Annotated in this window: 18 protein-coding genes; 11 read left to right on the forward strand and 7 right to left on the reverse strand. The window is 68.5% G+C overall.

The features are described 5' to 3' along the window. Positions 1-98: 98 nt before the first annotated feature. Both E0H92_RS29720 and E0H92_RS29725 read left to right on the forward strand, forming a co-directional pair. Positions 99-695: a winged helix-turn-helix domain-containing protein gene (locus E0H92_RS29720; RefSeq protein WP_131463681.1), complete on the forward strand. Its 597-nt coding sequence runs from the start codon at positions 99-101 to the stop codon at positions 693-695. Positions 696-706: 11 nt separating this feature from the next. Continuing rightward, the gene (locus E0H92_RS29725) at positions 707-1858 is read left to right on the forward strand and encodes a threonine synthase (RefSeq protein WP_131498593.1); all 1152 of its coding nucleotides are present in this window, start codon (positions 707-709) and stop codon (positions 1856-1858) included. Positions 1859-1917: 59 nt separating this feature from the next. Here E0H92_RS29725 and E0H92_RS29730 read toward each other — a convergent pair whose 3' ends face one another. Then, complete coding sequence (locus E0H92_RS29730; protein WP_131498594.1) at positions 1918-3906, reverse strand: alpha-1,4-glucan--maltose-1-phosphate maltosyltransferase; 1989 nt, start codon at positions 3904-3906, stop codon at positions 1918-1920. A 199-nt stretch (positions 3907-4105) separates the two neighbouring features. Between E0H92_RS29730 and glgP the strand changes: the two genes are divergently transcribed. After that, positions 4106-6700, forward strand: coding sequence for an alpha-glucan family phosphorylase (gene glgP, locus E0H92_RS29735; protein WP_131498595.1), 2595 nt, complete (start codon positions 4106-4108; stop codon positions 6698-6700). Positions 6701-6797: 97 nt separating this feature from the next. Further along, positions 6798-7436, forward strand: a complete 639-nt coding sequence (locus E0H92_RS29740; protein WP_131498596.1) for a hypothetical protein — start codon at positions 6798-6800, stop codon at positions 7434-7436. Here E0H92_RS29740 and E0H92_RS29745 read toward each other — a convergent pair. Then, positions 7402-8850, reverse strand: coding sequence for an MFS transporter (locus E0H92_RS29745; RefSeq protein ID WP_131498597.1), 1449 nt, complete (start codon positions 8848-8850; stop codon positions 7402-7404). The two genes, E0H92_RS29740 and E0H92_RS29745, sit on opposite strands and share 35 nt — an antisense overlap. Before the next feature lie 49 nt (positions 8851-8899). Here E0H92_RS29745 and E0H92_RS29750 point away from each other — a divergent pair, with 49 nt between their 5' ends. Continuing rightward, entirely contained in the window at positions 8900-9508 is a 609-nt protein-coding gene (locus tag E0H92_RS29750) for a TetR/AcrR family transcriptional regulator (protein ID WP_131498598.1), read from the forward strand. Here the strand turns inward: E0H92_RS29750 and E0H92_RS29755 are convergent. From E0H92_RS29755 to E0H92_RS29765, 3 genes are read right to left on the reverse strand one after another with little or no spacing between them, the layout of a single operon-like run. After that, positions 9501-10373, reverse strand: a complete 873-nt coding sequence (locus E0H92_RS29755) for a transglutaminase-like domain-containing protein (RefSeq protein WP_131498599.1) — start codon at positions 10371-10373, stop codon at positions 9501-9503. The genes E0H92_RS29750 and E0H92_RS29755 overlap by 8 nt on opposite strands. Continuing rightward, positions 10373-11197 (reverse strand): MerR family transcriptional regulator, encoded by an 825-nt coding sequence (locus tag E0H92_RS29760; protein ID WP_131498600.1) that lies wholly within the window; start codon positions 11195-11197, stop codon positions 10373-10375. The genes E0H92_RS29755 and E0H92_RS29760 overlap by 1 nt, the downstream gene beginning before the upstream one ends. Positions 11198-11204: 7 nt before the next feature. Next, positions 11205-11609 (reverse strand): hypothetical protein, encoded by a 405-nt coding sequence (locus E0H92_RS29765; RefSeq protein ID WP_202873903.1) that lies wholly within the window; start codon positions 11607-11609, stop codon positions 11205-11207. 337 nt (positions 11610-11946) lie between these two features. On the opposite strand from E0H92_RS29765, the gene E0H92_RS29770 reads away from it, so the two are divergent. From E0H92_RS29770 to E0H92_RS29785, 4 genes are all read left to right on the forward strand, one after another. Continuing rightward, complete coding sequence (locus tag E0H92_RS29770; RefSeq protein ID WP_202873904.1) at positions 11947-12384, forward strand: PadR family transcriptional regulator; 438 nt, start codon at positions 11947-11949, stop codon at positions 12382-12384. A 79-nt stretch (positions 12385-12463) separates the two neighbouring features. Then, positions 12464-12889, forward strand: coding sequence for a DUF3995 domain-containing protein (locus E0H92_RS29775; protein WP_131498602.1), 426 nt, complete (start codon positions 12464-12466; stop codon positions 12887-12889). Next, on the forward strand, positions 12886-13377 hold the full coding sequence (locus E0H92_RS29780; RefSeq protein ID WP_131498603.1) for an RNA polymerase sigma factor: 492 nt from the start codon (positions 12886-12888) through the stop codon (positions 13375-13377). The genes E0H92_RS29775 and E0H92_RS29780 overlap by 4 nt, the downstream gene beginning before the upstream one ends. Continuing rightward, positions 13374-13835 carry a hypothetical protein gene (locus E0H92_RS29785; RefSeq protein ID WP_202873905.1) on the forward strand — a complete coding sequence of 154 codons (462 nt, stop codon included), beginning with the start codon at positions 13374-13376 and terminating at the stop codon, positions 13833-13835. The genes E0H92_RS29780 and E0H92_RS29785 overlap by 4 nt, the downstream gene beginning before the upstream one ends. Here E0H92_RS29785 and E0H92_RS29790 read toward each other — a convergent pair. Continuing rightward, entirely contained in the window at positions 13794-14534 is a 741-nt protein-coding gene (locus E0H92_RS29790; protein WP_131498604.1) for an SGNH/GDSL hydrolase family protein, read from the reverse strand. The genes E0H92_RS29785 and E0H92_RS29790 overlap by 42 nt on opposite strands. Before the next feature lie 62 nt (positions 14535-14596). Continuing rightward, positions 14597-16624, reverse strand: a complete 2028-nt coding sequence (gene glgX, locus E0H92_RS29795; protein ID WP_420843843.1) for a glycogen debranching protein GlgX — start codon at positions 16622-16624, stop codon at positions 14597-14599. A 201-nt stretch (positions 16625-16825) separates the two neighbouring features. Here glgX and E0H92_RS29800 point away from each other — a divergent pair, with 201 nt between their 5' ends. Continuing rightward, positions 16826-17848, forward strand: coding sequence for a Gfo/Idh/MocA family protein (locus E0H92_RS29800; protein WP_131463723.1), 1023 nt, complete (start codon positions 16826-16828; stop codon positions 17846-17848). After that, positions 17845-18888 carry a Gfo/Idh/MocA family protein gene (locus tag E0H92_RS29805; RefSeq protein ID WP_131498606.1) on the forward strand — a complete coding sequence of 348 codons (1044 nt, stop codon included), beginning with the start codon at positions 17845-17847 and terminating at the stop codon, positions 18886-18888. Before E0H92_RS29800 ends, E0H92_RS29805 begins: the two co-directional genes overlap by 4 nt. Positions 18889-18911 lie beyond the last annotated feature (23 nt).

The following is an 18911-nucleotide window of genomic DNA, read 5'->3' on the forward strand; positions in this document are numbered from 1 at the left end:
TGAGCAACTTGTGACTAGCTGTCGCGCCGATCGAGGCAACCTGGGCAAACGTTGGCATTCCGTTGACGATCCGAGGCAGGTATTGACATCGTGATCAGATGGTCACCGCCCGTGTCCCCGCCCCAGCGGACGCCGATCTGACCGAGTCCTTCCCGCTGCTGATAGCGGTCGCGGCCTCGCCCGAACAGCGCGTCCAACTCGCCGAACTCGTCGACGACGTCGCACCGCTGCTGCTCGTCTCCAGCCTCGACGAACTGCGCCGACTGCTGGTTCCCGCGCAGCAACCACCGCCGTCCGCACCGGGGCAGCCCGAGCCGCCGGAGCCCGACGCGGTCGAGACCACCGCCGTCCGGGCCACCGGCGAGCACCCCGAGGCCGACGTACTCACCATCGACCAGGCGCGCTCGGTCGCGCTCTGGCGCGGCCGCGAGATCCAGCTGACCGAGCTCGAACAGGAGTTGCTCAGTCGGCTGATGTCCACGCCGCTACGGGTCTGGTCGTACGACGCTCTGCACCAGACCGTGTGGCGGGACCGGAACATCCGCGGCACGGCCGACGTGCACTCGGTGGTGAAACGCCTGCGCCGCAAACTCGACGACCTCGGTACGACGGTCACCATCGACGCCGTCCGCGGGATCGGCTTCCGGCTCACCGATCACCAGCGCCCGATGATCACCGATCTGCGTGCGGGGTAGTTTCTGTTCCCGTGACCTTCTCCGCGCTCAGTCATCTCGAATGTCCTCGCTGTGGCGCCACCCACGACGCCGACCAGATCATCGGCCTGTGCCCGTGCGGATCGCCGCTGCTCGCGCGGTACGACGTACCTGTTCTTCGTAAGGAAGATCTGGCCTCGCGGTCGCCTGATCTGTGGCGGTATCACGAGCTGTTGCCGGTCCGCTCCCCGGAGAACGTGGTGACGTTGGGGGAGGGGATGACGCCGCTCCTGCCGATGCCTCGGTACGGCGCTGAGCTCGGGGTGGATCGCCTGCTGATGAAGGACGAGGGGCTGATCCCGACCGGGACGTTCAAGGCGCGCGGTGCGGCCGTCGGGGTGTCCCGCGCGTACGAGGTCGGCGTCCGGAAGATCGCGATGCCGACCAACGGCAACGCCGGGTCGGCCTGGGCCGCGTACGCCGCCCGCGCCGGCATGGAGGCGCTGATCGCGATGCCGGTCGCCGCGCCGGAGATCTGCCGGCGCGAGGTGACCGCGGTCGGCGCGCGGCTCCAGTTGATCGACGGGCTGATCGGGGACGCGGCGGCGTACATCCGCTCGCAGCCCGGCTATTTCGACGCTTCGACGTTGAAGGAGCCGTACCGGATCGAGGGCAAGAAGACGATGGGCCTCGAGATCGCCGAGCAACTCGGGTGGTCCTTGCCGGATGTGATCGTCTACCCGACCGGCGGCGGCGTCGGCATCATCGGCATCTGGAAGGCCCTGAACGAACTCCGCGACCTCGGCTGGATCTCCGGGCCCCTCCCGCGCCTCGTCGCCGTCCAGTCGACCGGCTGCGCACCGATCGTCCGCGCCTGGGAGAAAGGCCTTGTGGAGAGCGAGCCGTGGCCCGACGCGAACACGGTTGCCTTCGGCATCACCGTCCCCAAGGCCCTCGGCGACTTCCTCGTCCTCCAAGCCATCACCGAAACCAACGGCTGCGCAATCGCCGTAGACGACGAAGACATCCTCACCGAACAACACCTGGCCGCCCGCCTCGAAGGCACCTTCACCTGCCCCGAAGGCGCCGCCAACTTCGCCGCCATCCGCCAACTCCGCGAGTCCGGCTGGCTCCACGCCGACGACCAGGTGGTCGCCCTGAACACGGGTGCCGGCCTCAAGTACCCCGAAACCGTCCCGCTCTGAGGTGTTACGTCCGAAGAACCGTGCGCTATAGCCCTCGGTTCTCGGACGTAACGGAGGGGTCAGGCTTGGCCGCGGCGTACGGCGAGGATGTGGGCGGGTTCGCCGTTGGGGTCGAGTTTGACGTAGTTCTGTTGGCCCCAGCGCCACGTTGCGCCGGTGATTTCGTCGTACACCGTGAAGGTGTCCTCGGGGCGCATGCCGAGGGCGGGCATGTCGAGGTGGACCATCGACTCGCGGACGGAGTGCGGGTCGGTGTTGACGACGACGATGACGGTGTCGCTGTGGCCGTCGGGGGCGGTGGAGCGCTTGGAGTAGCACATGATCGCTTCGTCGTCGACCGAGTGCAGCGTCAGGTTGCGCAGTTGCTGCAGGGACGGGTGGCGGCGACGGATGTTGTTCAGCAGCGTCAGGTACGGCGCCAGCGTGCGCCCCTCACGTTCCGCGGCCTCCCAGTCCCGGGGGCGGAGCTGGAACTTCTCGGTGTCGAGGTACTCCTCCGAGCCGGGCCGGAGCGCGACGTGCTCGAACAGTTCGTACCCGGCGTACACGCCCCAGGCCGGTGACGACGTCGACGCGATCGCGGCGCGGATCTTGAACGCGCCGGGACCGCCGTACTGCAGGTAGGCGGTGAGGATGTCCGGCGTGTTGACGAAGAAGTTCGGCCGCAGGAAGTGGCCGGTCTCCTTGGTGAGCTCCGTGAGGTACTCCTCGAGCTCCCACTTCTCGTTGCGCCAGGTGAAGTACGTGTACGACTGGTGGAACCCGACCTTCGCGAGCTCCTGCATCATCGGCCGCCGGGTGAACGCCTCGGACAGGAACACGACGTCCGGGTCGGTCTTGCGGATCTCGCCGAGCAGGTACTCCCAGAAGTTGACCGGCTTGGTGTGCGGGTTGTCGACCCGGAACACCGTGACGCCCTTGGAGATCCACAGCCGGACGATCCGCAGGACTTCGGCGTAGATGCCTTCGGGGTCGTTGTCGAAGTTGATCGGGTAGATGTCCTGGTACTTCTTCGGCGGGTTCTCGGCGTACGCGATCGAGCCGTCGGCGCGCTCGGAGAACCACTTCGGGTGGTCCTTCACCCACGGGTGGTCCGGCGACGCCTGCAGGGCGAGGTCGATGGCGACCTCGAGGCCGACCTCGCGGGCCCGGCCGACGAAGTACTCGAAGTCCTCGAACGTGCCGAGCTCCGGGTGGATCGCGTCGTGGCCGCCGTCCTCGGAACCGATCGCCCAGGTCGAGCCCGGGTCGCCCGGCTTCGGGTCGAGGGTGTTGTTCGGGCCCTTGCGGAACGAGTGGCCGATCGGGTGGATCGGCGGCACGTACAGGATGTCGAAGCCCATTTTCGCGACCGCTTCGAGCCGCAGTGCGGCGGTCCGGAAGGTCCCCGACTTCCACTCGCCGGCCTCTTCGTCGTACCGCGCACCTTCGGAGCGCGGGAAGAACTCGTACCAGCTGCCGTACAGCGCGCGGGTCCGGTCGACCCACACCGGGTACGTCTCGGACGACGTGATCAGCTCACGCACCGGGTACCGACCGAGGGCCGCCCGTACCTGCGGGGAGATGCCCGCGGCCAGCCGTGCCTCCGGCGGCAGTGCGCCGTTCGCCAAGGCGTGCGCCGCATCGCTCAGCGTGCCGCGGTCCGCCCGTACGGCGGGTGGTACGCCGGCGGCCGCGCGGTCGAAGAACGCGGCGCCCTCGGCGAACATCAGGTCGACGTCGAGGCCGGCCGGGATCTTGATCTCGGCGTTGTGCCGCCAGGTCCCGTACGGGTCGCTCCAGCCCTCGACCGCGAACGTCCACGCGCCCTGCTCCTGCAGGGTCACGTCGACGGTCCAGCGGTCGGTGCCCTGACCGACAGGGGCCATCAGCATCCGTCTGGTCTGTCCCGACGGCGAGGTCAGTACGACGTTCGCGTTCACCGCGTCATGGCCTTCCCGGAAGACCGTGGCCGCGATGGTGAACGTCTCGCCGACCGCGGACTTCGCCGGATAGGCTCCGGCGTCGACGGTCGGGGTGACATCGGTGATCGGGATGCGCCCAGTCATGGCGTAGACAGACCTTCGCTTTCCGTAACGTGGTGCTTCGGATCTGGCGGGGTGGGTAACTACGTCGAGAACGACAGTGCTGACGTTATCGGTTCCCACTAGCCGTCCGTGACATGCAGAGCTGCAAATTCTTGCTCGCGTTGCAAGATCGATGCATCCCGAAGGTGTTCTGCGGCCCCTGGGCCGGTACGGTGTCCCGGTGCGAGCGATACGACGATTCTCCGTCCGCCCTGTCCTGCCCGAGCCGCTGACCGGCCTGGGCACCCTGGTGAACAACCTCCGCTGGGCCTGGCACCCGGAGACGCAGGACGTCTTCGAGGCCGTCGACCCGCAGCTGTGGCGGAGCACCGGCGGTGACCCGGTCAAGCTGCTCGGCGAGGTCCCGGCGGCCCGGCTCGACGAGCTGGCCAACGACAACGCTTTCCTTCGCCGGCTGGAACTTGCGGTAGCCGACCTGGACAGCTACGTGACCGAAGACCGGTGGTTCCAGACCGCGGGCGGCTCGCCGCTCGACGCGGTCGCGTACTTCTCGCCGGAGTTCGGCATCACCCACGTGCTGCCGCAGTACTCCGGCGGTCTCGGCATCCTTGCCGGTGACCACCTGAAGGCGGCCAGCGACCTCGCCGTACCGCTGATCGGCGTCGGCCTGCTGTACCGGCACGGTTACTTCGCGCAGTCGCTGAACGCCGAGGGCTGGCAGCAGGAGCGTTACCCCCTGGTGGACCCGGACGGGCTGCCGATCAGCCTGCTCCGGGATGGTGACGCACCCGCGACCGTCACGCTGAACCTGCCGGGCAACCGTGAGCTGCACGCGCAGATCTGGGTCGCCCAGGTCGGCCGGGTGCCGCTGCTGATGCTCGACTCCGACATCGAAGAGAACGAGCCGTCGGAGCGCGAGGTGACCGACCGGCTGTACGGCGGTTCGACCGAGCACCGTCTGCTCCAGGAGCTGCTGCTCGGCGTCGGCGGTGTCCGCGCGGTCCGCACGTACTGCCGGATCACCGGTCACGCGGCGCCCGAGGTGTTCCACACCAACGAGGGCCACGCCGGCTTCCTCGGCATCGAGCGGATCCGTGAGCTTGCCGCCGACAAGGACCTCGACTTCGACACCGCGCTCGAGGTCAACCGCGGCGGCACCGTGTTCACCACGCACACCCCGGTCCCGGCCGGTATCGACCGGTTCCCGGTGGAGCTGATCCAGCAGCACTTCTCGCCGGACGTGTTCGGCCCGGAGGTCCCGGTCGACCGGATCCTCGAGCTCGGCGCCGAGGACTTCGAGGGCGGCGACCCGGCGCTGTTCAACATGGCGATCATGGGGCTGCGGCTGGCGCAGCGCGCGAACGGCGTGTCGAAGCTGCACGGTGTGGTCAGCCGCGGGATGTTCGCGGGACTGTGGCCGAGCTTCGACTCGATCGACGTACCGATCACCTCGATCACGAACGGCGTGCACGCGCCGACCTGGGTGGCGCGTGAGGTGCACGACCTGACCTACGCGAACTACACCGCCGACGGCGACTCGGTGTTCGAGGGTCTGGACAAGACCACCGACGCGCAGATCTGGGAGACCAAGCGACTGCTCCGGCAGCGGTTCATCGACGACACCCGTGCGCGGGTGCGGCAGTCCTGGATCAACCGCGGCGCCAGCGAGGCCGAGCTCGGCTGGGTCGACTCGATCCTCGACCCGGACGTCCTGACCATGGGGTTCGCCCGGCGCGTTCCGTCGTACAAGCGGCTGACGCTGATGCTGCGCGACCCGGAGCGGCTGAAGGCGCTGCTGCTGCACCCGGAGCGTCCGGTGCAGATCGTGATCGCCGGCAAGGCGCACCCGCACGACGAGGGCGGCAAGAAGCTCATCCAGGAGATGGTCCGCTTCGCCGACGACCCGGAGGTGCGGCACCGGATCGTGTTCGTGCCGGACTACGACATCGCGCTCGCGCGGCCGATGTACCCGGGCACCGACGTCTGGCTGAACAACCCGCTCCGCCCGTACGAGGCGTGCGGCACGTCCGGGATGAAGGCCGCGCTGAACGGCGGCCTCAACCTGTCGATCCGCGACGGGTGGTGGGACGAGTGGTACGACGACGAGTTCGGCTGGGCGATCCCGTCCGCCGAGGGGATCGAGGACACCGATCGCCGCGACGACCTCGAGGCGCACGCGCTGTACGACCTGATCGAGAAGCAGGTCGCACCGCGCTTCTACGACGGTGACGTGCCGACCCGCTGGATCGAGATGCTGCGGCACACGATCAAGGAGCTCGGCCCGAAGGTGCTCGCCACCCGGATGGTCAAGGACTACGTCGAGCAGCTTTACGTGCCGGCCGCGAAGTCGTCGCGTTCCTTGAACTCGACGTACGACGGCGCTCGCGAACTCGCTGCGTGGAAGCACAAGGTCCGCGCGGCGTGGCCGCAGATCCGGGTCGACCACGTGGAACTCCAGGGCCTCGGCGACGTACCGCAGCTGGGCACGACCGTCGGGATCCGCGCCTTCGCGGCGCTCGGCGACCTCGCCCCGTCGGACATCTGCGTCGAGGTGCTGCACGGCCGTGTCGACGCCAACGACGAGATCACCGACCCGGTCCGCGCCACGCTCTCGCAGGCCGAGACCTACGAGGGCAACCGGCACCGGTACGAGGGCGAACTGAAACTGGACCGCACCGGCCCCTTCGGCTACACGGTCCGCGTCGTCCCGAACCACCCCGCCCTCGCCAGCGTCGCCGAACTAGGCCTGGCCGCCGGCCCGTCCGACCCCGACGACCCCTCCACCCCCGACCTCCCCGCCGGCTCAGAATTCTGAGCCAACCCAAGAAAAGACACACCCCCGCCTGCCTCACCAGGCGGGGGTGTTTTTGTAGCTGATGCCGGTGCGCCTGCTCGGGCGTAGGTTGGTCGTCATGCGCCTGGGCTGGGGGATTGCTGGTGTCGTACTGCTGCTCGCGGGGTGTGGCACCGAAGAGCCGACGACGGCTGAAGCGTCCTACGACTTGAGTCCGACGTACGCGCAGGCGACTGCGACCCCATCCGGTTGGCAGTCGAGTCCTGCGGTGAACCCGCCGCGGCGTACGCCGATCCCGCCGGGGGCGAATGCCGAGGAGCTGAGCGGAATGCGTCGGCTGCAGGCTCCGGATCGGAGCCTGTTCCCGCCGCGGCCGGGAGAGGCGCAGGTCATCTTCGCGTGCACGTACGAAGAGGGCAGCGCGCAGTGGGACGCCAACGCGTTGAACCACCTGAACACGCCAGGTGCGACAGGGCGTAGCTGGCTGAACGCCATGTCGTACGACGAGACCATCAAGCGTCTCGGCCGTGGCACGGAGCACGTCACCGAACCGGACTTCTATCTGCAGGCCTACACACGGGACTCGTGGCCGGTGCGGGAGCTGGTCACCGTGTACAGCGTGAAGCGGTCTCAGCTGAGCAAACTGAACCTGGTCATCGCTCGCAACGAGTACGCAATGGGCTGTGCGTACGACCGGTGGCTCGACACGCGCATGGTGCAGGTCAGCTTGTATGCGCCTTGGCGGCTCGAGTTCTGAGGATGCCCCAAGCAACCAGTGCGGCGGCGAGGGCTGTGAGGGTGAGGCCGGCTGTTGTGGTGGCCTGGTGGAATTGGGTGGTTTGGTGGGGGGTCCAGGTTGGGGTGGTGATGGGGCCGGTGAAGAGGGTGGCGAGGATGGTGCCGGTGATGGCTATGCCGGCGCCGGAGGTTACCTCGGTGGCGGTGTCGGTGAGGGCTGCGCCGATTGTGGTGCGGTTCTTCGGGAGGCCTCGGAGGACGTTGACTCCGGCAACTACTCCGACGACGCGCATACCGGCCGCGACCAAGACGATTGCGATCGCGACCCACAGGTAGCCGTAGCGGCTCAGGGCTCCGAAGACGGCGAGCCCGAAGACGACCGCCGCCGCGCTCATCCATGCGGCCCGCTCGAGGCCGACGCGTTCGACGAACGGTCTGATCAACGCGCCGCCGGCGACCAGAACCACCACCTGCGGCAGCATCCCGATCGCGGCGAGCGCGGGTGACCAACCCCAGTCGAGCTGGAGTTGCAGCGTCACGAGATACCCGAGCCCCGCCGTCGCCAGACCGGCCGCAGCCTTGAAAGCAAGTCCGCTCGACACCAAAGGATGCGCGACGATCCGAGGATCAAGCAGCGGGTACGTCGCTGAACGCTCGCGCAGGTAGAACAGCACCGCCCCGATCACCGCCAGCACGGAAACAAACCAAGGACTCCACGACCCAGCGCCCTCGTTGACGAACAGCGTCGGCGCGACGAGCGCCAGCACGATCGTCGCCGTACCGAGGACCGCGCCCGCGACGTCGATCGGATCACGGTGCAGCTCGTCCGGTACGTCGGGGGAGACGCCCCGTCGTACGCCGATCATCGCCAGCACCGCGACCGGTACGTTGGCCAGCAGCAGAACCTGCCATGGCGCGATCGCCAGCACGAACCCGCCCGCCGTCGGACCGAACGCGAGCCCGACCAGTCCCACGGTCGAGATCAGCGTGGTCGCGCGCACCCGGAGCCCGTCGTCCTCGAACAGCCGGAAGCTCAGCGCGAGCGACCCCGGTGTCGTCATCGCGGCCGCGACGCCCATCGCGACGCGGACGGCGATCAGCTGCTCGACCGTGGTGACGAACGCGGTCGCAAGGCTCGCAAAAGCTAGCAGTGCTAGCCCGGCAAGCATGATCCGCCGCCGCCCGAACCGGTCGGCGATCGCCCCGAACACGAGCATCAGTCCGCCGAACACGACGGCGTACGCCCCGGTGACCCACTGCAGCGCGGTCGTGGACGCATGCAGCTCGCGCCCGATGGTGGGTAGCGCGACGTTCAGGATCGAGTTGTCGAGCATCTCGAACAGGAACACCGCCGACAATCCCGCCAGCGCGACCCAGGCCTCCCGCAACGACCGGGGCCGGCCTGCTATGACAGTTGTCTGATCGAAGGACATGTCACTAAGTTAAGTGACTAAGCTTAGTGACACAAGAGAGTGAGGTCAGATGCCCAGAACCGCAGCCCGTGGCGGACCGCAGACGCGTGCGCGGATCTCGGACGTCGCGACCCAGTTGTTCCTGGAGCGCGGGTTCGACGCCGTGACGGTCGCCGAGGTCGCGCGGGAGGCCGGCGTGTCGAGCGTGACGGTCTTCAAGCACTTCCCGCGCAAGGAGGACCTGCTCCTCGACCGCGCGGACGACGCGATCGAGGTTCTCCGTACGGCGGTGCGCTCGGCGTCGGCCGACGTACTGACGTCGCTTCGGGAGGCCGTACTGGGCCTGGCCGACGACCGTCACGCCTTGTCGGGGCTCAAGGACGGATCGGTCCCGTTCTTCGTGACGGTCGCCGCGTCGCCGGCGTTGATCGCGCGGGCCCGGGAGATCGCGGACGCGATCCAGCAGACGCTGGTCGAGGAGCTGGCCGCCGCCGCCTTCGAAGGCGACGCCGCGCTCCTCGCCGCGTTCCTGATCTCCGGCTACACCACGGTCCTCACCGGAACCGCCCGCCGGCTGATGGCCGGCGAAACCCCCGACGAGGTCGCCGAGGACCACCGCGCCCGGGTCGACCACCTCTTCGACAAACTCCGCACCGGGTTCGAGAACGGGACTAGCTGAGGTCCTTCCAAGCGAACTCTCCGCCGGCCGGTGAGGTGACGAACGAGCGGCCGGCAAACGTGAGTTCAGGATCGGTGCGGTACAGCTCGTTGACCTCCTTGGCCGCCGCGTCGTCTCCGTTGTCGGAGGCAACCATCAGCTCGGCGATCCGATCGGTGAGCTCGACGTCGGCGCCGTCCAGCGTGTCGGACATGGTGCCCCAGTTGTCCCACAGCAGCAGCTCGTCGCCGTTCAGGTGCGCGAGCTGGTAGTGCACGTAGTTGCGGATGAACCAGCCGCCGTGCAGCTTCAGCGGAGCATCCGGGTTGGGGTCGGCGCCGTACAGATCGCCGTCGAGCTCGCCCGACCGGTACCCGCGCCAGACCTCGGCCGCCGACAGGAACGGCCCGGCCGGCATGTCCGAGACATCGAAGGTGTACTTCGGTTCGGCCGGATCCATCTGGGCGTCGATCATCACCCAGCGGTCGCCGTTCCAGTACTCGGCCACCACGTGGTCGGGGTTGAAGTCTTCGGCGAAGTAGTTCCCGAATCCGACCCGGCTGCGGGCCGGGATCCCCTTGTGGCGCAGGGCCGACACGAACAGCAGCGTGTAGTCCCGGCAGCACCCTACGACCCGGTCGAACGGCTCGCGCGGTACGGCGAGCGCCGTACCGCTGCGCTTCTGGTCCGTGGCGAGGATCGCCGACACCCACCGGTTGTCGATCTCGGCGAGCCGCTCGCCGGTGAACTCGATCCCGCCGCCGCGGTAGTGGATCAGCAGGTTGCGGACCACCGCGGCGATCTCGGTGACTCCGTCCGGCAGGGCGTCGAACAGTCCGGCATGTACGCCGGGATCGCTGAAGCGCGTATGAATCGCGTAGTCCATCAAAGGTTCCTCTCGAGAATGGGCAGTGCGATGTCGACGGCAGGTTCGTCGCGGGGGAGGAGGTGGCAGTCCGGGCGGTAGACCTCCCGCGGCGGACCCGCTTCGGGGCTTCCGGACGCTCGCGCCCAGTCGAAGACGAGGTCGTACGCGAGCATGATCCGCGGGTAGGCGCACTCGTCCATCGTGATCGTGCAGTACGCCTCCCGGTGCGCCGGCTCCACCCGGATCCCGATCCGGCCGGCCGGGTCCACCAGGCCCTCGAACGGCACGCACACCTCGACCGTCGCCTCACCCTCGGGCGTCACCGCACCGTGGTAGATCACCCACGACCCGACGTCCGCGGTCGCACCGGCGGCCCGCAGGTACGACGTGAGCTCGTCGGTGCACGTCACGATCACCCCGATCAGCATCTGCTGGTTGGTGTCGGCCCGGATCGACGCGATCTTCGTCGCCGGTACGTCCCGGGTGTGCACCGGTCGCGGCGCGAGCCCCGTCGTACCCGAGCGCGACAGCCGGTCCCGCAGGTACTGCAACGTCGCCCGCCGGGACGCCGTGGTCGCCTCCTCGGCGGCCCACCACCGGTCGAGCCGGATCAACGCGTCCTCGTCCGTCCCGGTGAGGACTTCGGCGATCGTAGTCAGCGGCATGTCCAACTGCCGCAGCACACTGATCCGTCGCGCCCGCTCCAACTGCTCCTCGTCGTACAAGCGGTACCCGTTCGCCGGGTCCACCTGCGCCGGTGCGAGTAGCCCCGACACGTCGTACAACCGCAGTGCCTTGTGCGAAAGCCCGGCCCTCCGCCCGAACTCACTGATCGTCAACACCGGACCATCACACCCCCTGCCCTTGGGGCAGAGTAAAGGGGAACGGCTTCACATCTGGCTCCACACATCCGGTCCGCGCTGCCGGGGACGCCAGGGCGCGTGAGCTGTAGAAGCGGAGCAGTAGCCGCTTGTCCAGCAGCCCCGGGTTCAGCCGCACCAACTCGTCGAAGGTCTCGGCCTCGGGCATGTGGTACGCCGTCAGCTCGACCCATGCTCTGCTGACCGTCGCGTTGTACTTCTGCGGCGCCCCGGCGTACCGGGCCGTCTTCTGGATCCCGTCGCTGATCAGCTCCACCGCGCCGGCCGTCCCGCACCGCCGTACCGCGAGCCACGTCAGCCGAACGTGCTCTCGATGCCCGAACCGCTCGGCGGTCGACATCAACTCACTCATCAGCTCGTCGAAGACATCCATAACGCCCGAGCCTCCACCGAATCCGTGGTCACCGCCACCGGATTCACGGGGCTTGCGTTGAAGACAGTAACGATATATCGTTAGTGTCATGAAGAATATCGAGGAGGAAACTATGAACACCCCCAACGAAATCCGAGGCCGCCGACGCGGCCACCACCCCCGGCGCGGTGGACCGCGCATGGGCGATGGGATGCCGATGCACGGCGGACGCGGCGAACGTCGTGAACGCGGCGAGCGTGGCGAGCGTGGCGAACGCAGGGGCCGCGGTGAGCGCGGACCCAGGCGTGGTCCGGGCCGCGGGCGGGCTCCGCGTGGCGACGTTCGGGCAGCCGTCCTGATGCTGCTTGCTGAGGAGCCGATGCACGGCTACCAGCTGATGCAGGCCATCGCCGACCGCAGCGACGGGCGCTGGACCCCCAGCCCCGGCGCGATCTACCCGACCATCAACCAACTGGAGGACGAGGGCCTGGTCACCGTGACCGCAGAGGCCGGCCGCAAGCTCGTCACCCTGACCGACGCCGGCCGCGAGTACGTCGAGACGCGTCGCGAGACGTCGGTCGACCCGTTCGCCGGTTTCGCGAGCACCGAGCCTGGGACCGACCTGCGCGCACTGCTCGAGGAGCTGCACTCGGCGACTCGGCAAGTGGCCCGCAGCGGTTCGGAGGAGCAGCGCACCGCAGCCGCCAAGATCCTCGCCGAGGCTCGCCGTTCGCTGTACCTGCTGCTCGCCGACGCTCCCGTGCTCCCGGAGACCCCGAAGGATCCAGAAGCCTGAGACCTGCGTCACGCAGGGGAACGTCCCGACCGAACGGCTCCTCTTCGGAGATGTCACGTACATCCGAGAAGGAGTCGAGATGGATTCTCGCAAGGTCTCCGCGAGCGCACACGTCCTGCTTGCGGCAGTACATGTCTACTGGGCGACAGGCGCCATCTGGCCCGCAGCGGATGAGCGCAGCCTCTCGCTGACTGTCCTCAACATGCAGGTGAGCTTCGGCCCCGCTGTCGTCCTTCCACTGGCCGCACTGCACCTCCTGCTGGCAGGCGCCCTTCTGACGAGCGCAAGGTGGAAGCTCAGCCGGCTCGTGGTCGCCGGACTGGTGGCCGGGCTAGCCGCACGGGCCGCTGTTGGACTGGTCTGGATCACAGGCACGGTTCACACGGGTACGGCGTTCTACTGGCTCAACCTGCTCCTCTACACCCCGCTCTGCGTCGCGCTGTGCGTAGCTGATCTGAAGCTCCTCCGAGCGCACCGGCCGCTGGTGCCAGAATTCTCCAGATGATCGAGGAACCTCTGATTCGCGCGGCGCAACGTGGTGACACGGTCGCGATGAACGAGGTGCTCGATGCGTTGACGCCGTACGTCGGGAGGATCTGCGGGCCGATCGCGCTGAACGACGGGGCCGACGCGGCGCAGGAAGCGCTGATCGCCATCTTCCGGAACCTGCACAGCCTGCAGGAACCGGCGGCGTTGTTCGGCTGGGCGCGGGCGATCGCCGTCCGGGAAGCCGTCCGGGTCGCGCGCCGCGGGCGGCGTCAACATCCCGCCGAACTCACCGATCTGCCGGCCGCGGACGATCCGCAGCTCGCAATCGACGTACAGGACGTCCTGAGGAGGCTGTCGCCCGAGCATCGGGCGGTCCTGGTGCTGCGGGATCTCGAAGGAATGGACGAACAGGCAGCGGCCGCCGTACTCGATGTCCCGTCGGGTACGGCGAAGTCGCGGCTGCACCGTGCGCGGGCAAGCTTTCGGAAGGCGTGGAGCTCATGAACTGGCCGCAGGTTGAACTGACTGACGTGGAGCGGTTCCGCGCGCTGGCAGCGGGCGTGCCGGGTGCAGCGATCACCGAACGCGTACTTCCGGCAGCACCGGATCAGGTGATGGAGATGCTCGCCGACCTCGATGTGTTCGCCAGCATTCAGGCGGACCTCGTCGAGGCGACGCTCGAGGAGCGGGACGGCGACCACGTCGTGATCCGCGCGACAGGCAAGCGCGGCCAACGTGCCCGGTTGACCGGTCAGTTGCGCCCCGGGTGGTGCTGGTTGCAGAGCCGCTTCCTGATCATCGGCATGGCGATCGCCGCCGAGCCAGGGGGTGGCACGCGAGTAGCTCTGACCGGCGGCATCCGCGTACCCGGCCGTGCCGCGATCGTCCCGATCAGGGTGCGGCAGGAGAGCAGTAAGACGCTAGACCGGCTGCAAGAGCTGCTGAGGGAGCGCAGCCAGTAGGGCGTCGGCGTGGCGGCGGTAGCCGAGGTTGTTGGGGTGGAAGGCGTCGGGCGCGAGCATGCCGCGCCACGGCGGCCTGGCGTAGCGGGACACCTCGGCAACCGGCAGGCCACGGGAGGTGGCTGAGTTGCTGATCAGCTGGTTGATTCCCGAGACATACGGGCTGACAGCTCCACCGACCCGCCACAGGCGGTCCGGAACGGTCAGGTCCATGACAACGGAGGAAGAGGGCAGCCGGTCGATCATCTGCCGCAGGTGGTCGCGGAAATGCTTTGGCGGCGTCGCGAGGATGTCGTTGTTGCCGATGCCGCAGGTGACCAGTGCCGGCGTCAGACCGTCCAGCAACGGCAGCTGATCCTCCAGCACGTGCCGCGTCTGCGCACCGGACCGCGACAGGTTCAGCACCCGCCACGGCGTCCCCTTCCGGCGCAGGGCGTTCAGGACTTGGCCGACGTACCCGTGCAGCGGCGACGAGGCGCCGAGGCCCTGTGCGGTGGAGTCGCCGAGCACGACCCAGAGCGGTCCGTCAGCCGAGAGCGCCGACGTGTTCTGCTGGGTCCAGTACTCCGCGTACGTGCGCGCCTGTACGTCGACGTACGCGACGCCGTCGACCCAGCGCTGGATCGCGAGCCGCGAACCGGTCCGCTCGGCCTCACCCCAGCGCATGATCGCGCGGTGCAGCGCTCCGATCGGTGTCATCGGTCCCCCCAGTACATGAACAGCAGGTGACCGCCGAATGTACAGGGGGAAGGTTAACGACCTCAGAGAGCGCGCAGCAGCACCAAACAGCGTGGGGCGAGCGGTACCGTCGCACCGGCTTCCACCTCGGTCACCATGCTCTTGCTGGTGTCCAGAACCACCTCGTACGCGGGTGCCCACGACGCATCCGGTACGACGACGTTCCTCGTTTCCGCTGTCGCGTTGAGAGCGAGCAGGAACGAGCTGTCGGTCAGGGCGTTGCCCTCCGCGTCGGTGGCCCGCAACGCGTCGCCGCGCAGGAACATGCCGATCGTCCGCAGGTTCCCATCGAACCAGTCCGCGTCGGTCATCTCCCCGCCGTGCGGAGCGATCCACGACAGGTCCTTGCGGCCACCGGACACAACAGGCTGCCCGGAGAAGTAGTGCCACTGCCGCAGCGCGGGGTGGGCGGCGCGCAGGGCCAGCAGCTTCTTCGTCAGCTCCAGGTGATCGGACCACGCCGCCGGTAGCGACCAGTCGAACCAGGACAGTGGGCTGTCCTGGCAGTACGCGTTGTTGTTGCCGCCCTGCGTCCGCCCGCACTCGTCCCCGGCGGTGATCATCGGCACGCCGGTGGACAGGATCAGCGTCGACATCAGGTTCGCCATCTGCTGCTTGCGCAACGCGATCACGCCGGCGTCGTCGGTCTCGCCCTCGACGCCGCAGTTCCAGGACCGGTTGTCGTCGGTCCCGTCCCGGTTGTCCTCGTGGTTCGCGTCGTTGTGCTTGTGGTCGTAGCTGACCAGGTCCCGCAGCGTGAACCCGTCGTGCGCGGTGACGAAGTTGATCGACGCGTACGGGTAGCGCCCGTCGTCGCCGTACAGGTCGCTGGATCCCGACAGCCGGTAGGCGAGGTCCTTCACGCCGTCGGAGGTGTTGCGCCAGACGTCGCGCACGCTGTCGCGGAATTTACCGTTCCACTCCGACCACGGCGGCCCGAAGTTGCCCACCTGATAGCCGAACGGCCCGATGTCCCACGGCTCGGAGATCAGCTTCACCCGGCCGAGTACCGGGTCGGCGGCGACCTCGGCGAGGAACGGGTGGTCGGGGATGTCGACCTCGTGCCGCTCGTTGCGCACCAGCGTCACGGCGAGGTCGAACCGGAACCCGTCGACGCCCATCTCCTCGACCCAGTACCGCAGCGAGTCCATCAGCAGCCGCCGGACGTGCGGGTGGGAGGTGTCGACCGAGTTGCCGGTACCGGTCACGTCGTACATGGCGGCCCCGTGGGTCAGCCGGTAGTACGCGCGGTTGTCGATCCCGCGGAAGCTCAGCGTCGGTCCGTCGAAGCCGCCCTCGGCGGTGTGGTTGTAGACCACGTCGAGGATCACTTCGATGCCCGCGGCATGGAACGCGGCGACCATCGCCTTGAACTCGGTCACCTGCTCCCCGCGGGTCCCGGACGACGAGTACGGCGCGTGCGGCGCGAAGAACCCGAGTGTGTTGTAGCCCCAGTAGTTCGGCAGGCCGCGCGCCGCGATCGCCGGCTCGGTGAGGAAGTGGTGGATCGGCAACAGTTCCACCGACGTCACCCCGAGCTCGGTCAGATACTTGATCACCGACGGATGCGCGAGACCGGCGTACGTGCCGCGCTGGTGCTCGGGTACGTCGGGATGCAGCTTCGTGAACCCCTTCGTGTGCAGCTCGTAGATGACCGTCTCGCCCCAGTGCACCGGCTTGCTGATCGGCGGCGGCGGTGCGGAGTCGGCGACCACCACACCGACCGGCACATGCCCGGCCGAGTCGCCGTCGGAGGAGTCGTAAATCACCGGGCTCGTGTAGTCCAGGGCCCCGTCCACGGCCCGCGCGTACGGGTCGAGCAGCAGCTTCGACGGGTTGAAGCGCAGACCGTGCGACGGGTCGAAAGGACCGTGCACGCGGTACCCGTACCGCTGGCCGGCGCCGACACCCGGAACGAACCCGGTCCAGAACTCGCCGGTGTGCGTCAGGTCCAGGTTCCGCTGGCTGCCGTCGTCCGCGACCAGGGCCAGCTCGACCCGTTCCGCGGCCGGGGCCCACAGCGTGAAGGTGGTCCCATCGGTCTGGACCACTGCCCCTGGACGCGGACCGGTCTCGGGGGACGAACCCGGAGCGCTCGGGGCGGCGGTCGCTTCTTTCACCGGGTCATTCTGCACAGTACGGCGTGAGTTCACGATAGTGAGGTGGTTTTGTTCGTGAGACGGTAGTTGCGAACGCCTGTGCGCAGTGATACGCAAGGACCGTTACTAATTTACCCACCCCCAGGGGAACACATGTCGGAAGAGTTGGCCGGTCTGACCGTCGGTCTGATCGGCGCGGGCAACATCTCGCGCATCCACGCCGCGTCCTGGAAGGCCGTCGGCGCTCGCGTCCTGGTCTATTCCCTCGAGGGCGCCGAGGAACTCGCGCAGGAGTACGGGCTGGAGGTCGTGGCGACGCGGGACGAACTGCTGGCACAGGCCGAGTTCGTCGACATCGTCACGCCGTCGGCGACCCACAAGGAGATCACGCTGGCCGCGATCGCGGCGGGCAAGAACGTGATCTGCGAGAAGCCGCTGACGCTCACGGCGGCCGACTCGCACGAGGTGATCGACGCGGCCGCGGCGGCCGGCGTCCGGTTGTACCCGGCGCACGTGGTGCGGTGGTTCCCGGCGTACAAGGCGGCGTACGACGCGATCCAGGCCGGACGGATCGGTGAGGTCGCGGTGGCGCGGTTCTACCGTCAGGCGTCGTCGCCGGCCGGTGCGGGCTGGTACCGCGACGTGGCCCGGTCCGGTGGCGTGATCATGGACCTGATGGTGCACGACCTCGACCAGGCGCGCTGGCTGTGCGGCGAGGTCACCACGGTGTACGCCGTCCAGAACCCGCCGACCGTCGACGGTGTCAGCCCCGTCAACGTGGCGGCGCACGTGACGCTGACGCACGAGTCCGGTGCGATCAGTCACTGCCGCGCGACCTGGGGCGCGACCGGTACGACGTTCCAGACCGGCTTCTCGGTCGCGGGCGCGAGCGGCGTACTGAAGTTCAAGTCCGACGGCGACACGGGTTACAGGGAAGAGCTGCAGAACGGCGGCGCGGCCGGCGACCTGCTGATTCCCGAGTCGGCGCTGGGCGAGAGCCCGTACCTGACCCAGCTGCGGGAGTTCGCGATCGGTCTGCGGGGCGGACCGGAGCCGCGCGTGCTCGCGTCGGACGGTGCGACCGCGGTCTACCTGGCCGAGGCGGCGCGCGCGTCGATGGAGTCCGGTCAGCCGATCGACATGAAGACCTTCGTCTCGACGGGAGCAGTGGCATGACGCTGAAGGTTGCGATCGCTTCGTTCGCGCACGTCCACGCGGGTTCGTACGCGCACCTGCTCGCGACGTTGCCCGGTATCGACGTACTGTCCGCGGACCCCGACGGCGCCGGCGCGCCGGACCCCGGTCCGCGCGGAGCCGAGTTCGCCGCACAGTTCGGCATTCCGTACGTCGACTCGTACGACGAACTGTTCGCGTGGGGACCCGACGCGGTCGTGGTGACGTCCGAGAACTCGGGCCACCGCGAGCTCGTCGAGCGGGCCGCCGCCGTCGGGGCGCATGTCCTGTGCGAGAAGCCGCTGGCCACCGAGGTCGCGGACGGCGAGGCCATGCTCGCGGCCTGCGAGGCCGCCGGGACGATCCTGATGATCGCGTACCCGGTCCGGTTCTCGCCGGCGTACGCGCAGCTGCGGGCGAACGTGGAGGCCGGCCGGCTCGGTGACGTGTTCGCGATCCTCGGCACCAACAACGGGAAGATCCCGTACGCCGCCCGCCAGTGGTTCACCGACGCGAAACTGGCCGGCGGGGGAGCGCTCGTCGACCACACCGTGCACTGCGCGGACCTGATCGACGGCCTGACCGGTGGCGCGTCCGCCACCCGCGTGTACGCCGCCGCGAACCGGATCCTGCACCAGGACAAGGGTGTGGAGGTGGAGACGGGCGGTCTGGTGACGATCAACTACGACAACGGGCTGCTGGCAACCATCGACTGCTCGTGGAGCGTTCCGGACAACGGCCCGACCTGGGGCGGTGTGTCGCTGCAGGTGACCGGTACGAACGGGTCCGTGGAGATCGAGCCGTTCGTCGCGCACGTCGGCGGCACCGACGCCGGGGGCGAGGTCTTCCTCGCGATCGGTGGCAACCTGGACGCGTCGCTGCTCGACACGTTCCTGGACGCCGTCCGCACCTCCGGCCCGGCGCAGCCCGGCCAGGCGCCGGCCGTCGTACCGCAACCGGACGGCGCTGTCGGCCTCCGCACGCTGAAGATCGTCGACGCCGCCCGCCGCTCCGCGGCCTCCGGCCAGGCGGTGGATGTTTAAGGTCCCGCTCCTGTCAGGTACGG

The organism is Kribbella speibonae (assembly GCF_004331375.1).
GTDB classification, from domain to species: domain Bacteria; phylum Actinomycetota; class Actinomycetes; order Propionibacteriales; family Kribbellaceae; genus Kribbella; species Kribbella sindirgiensis.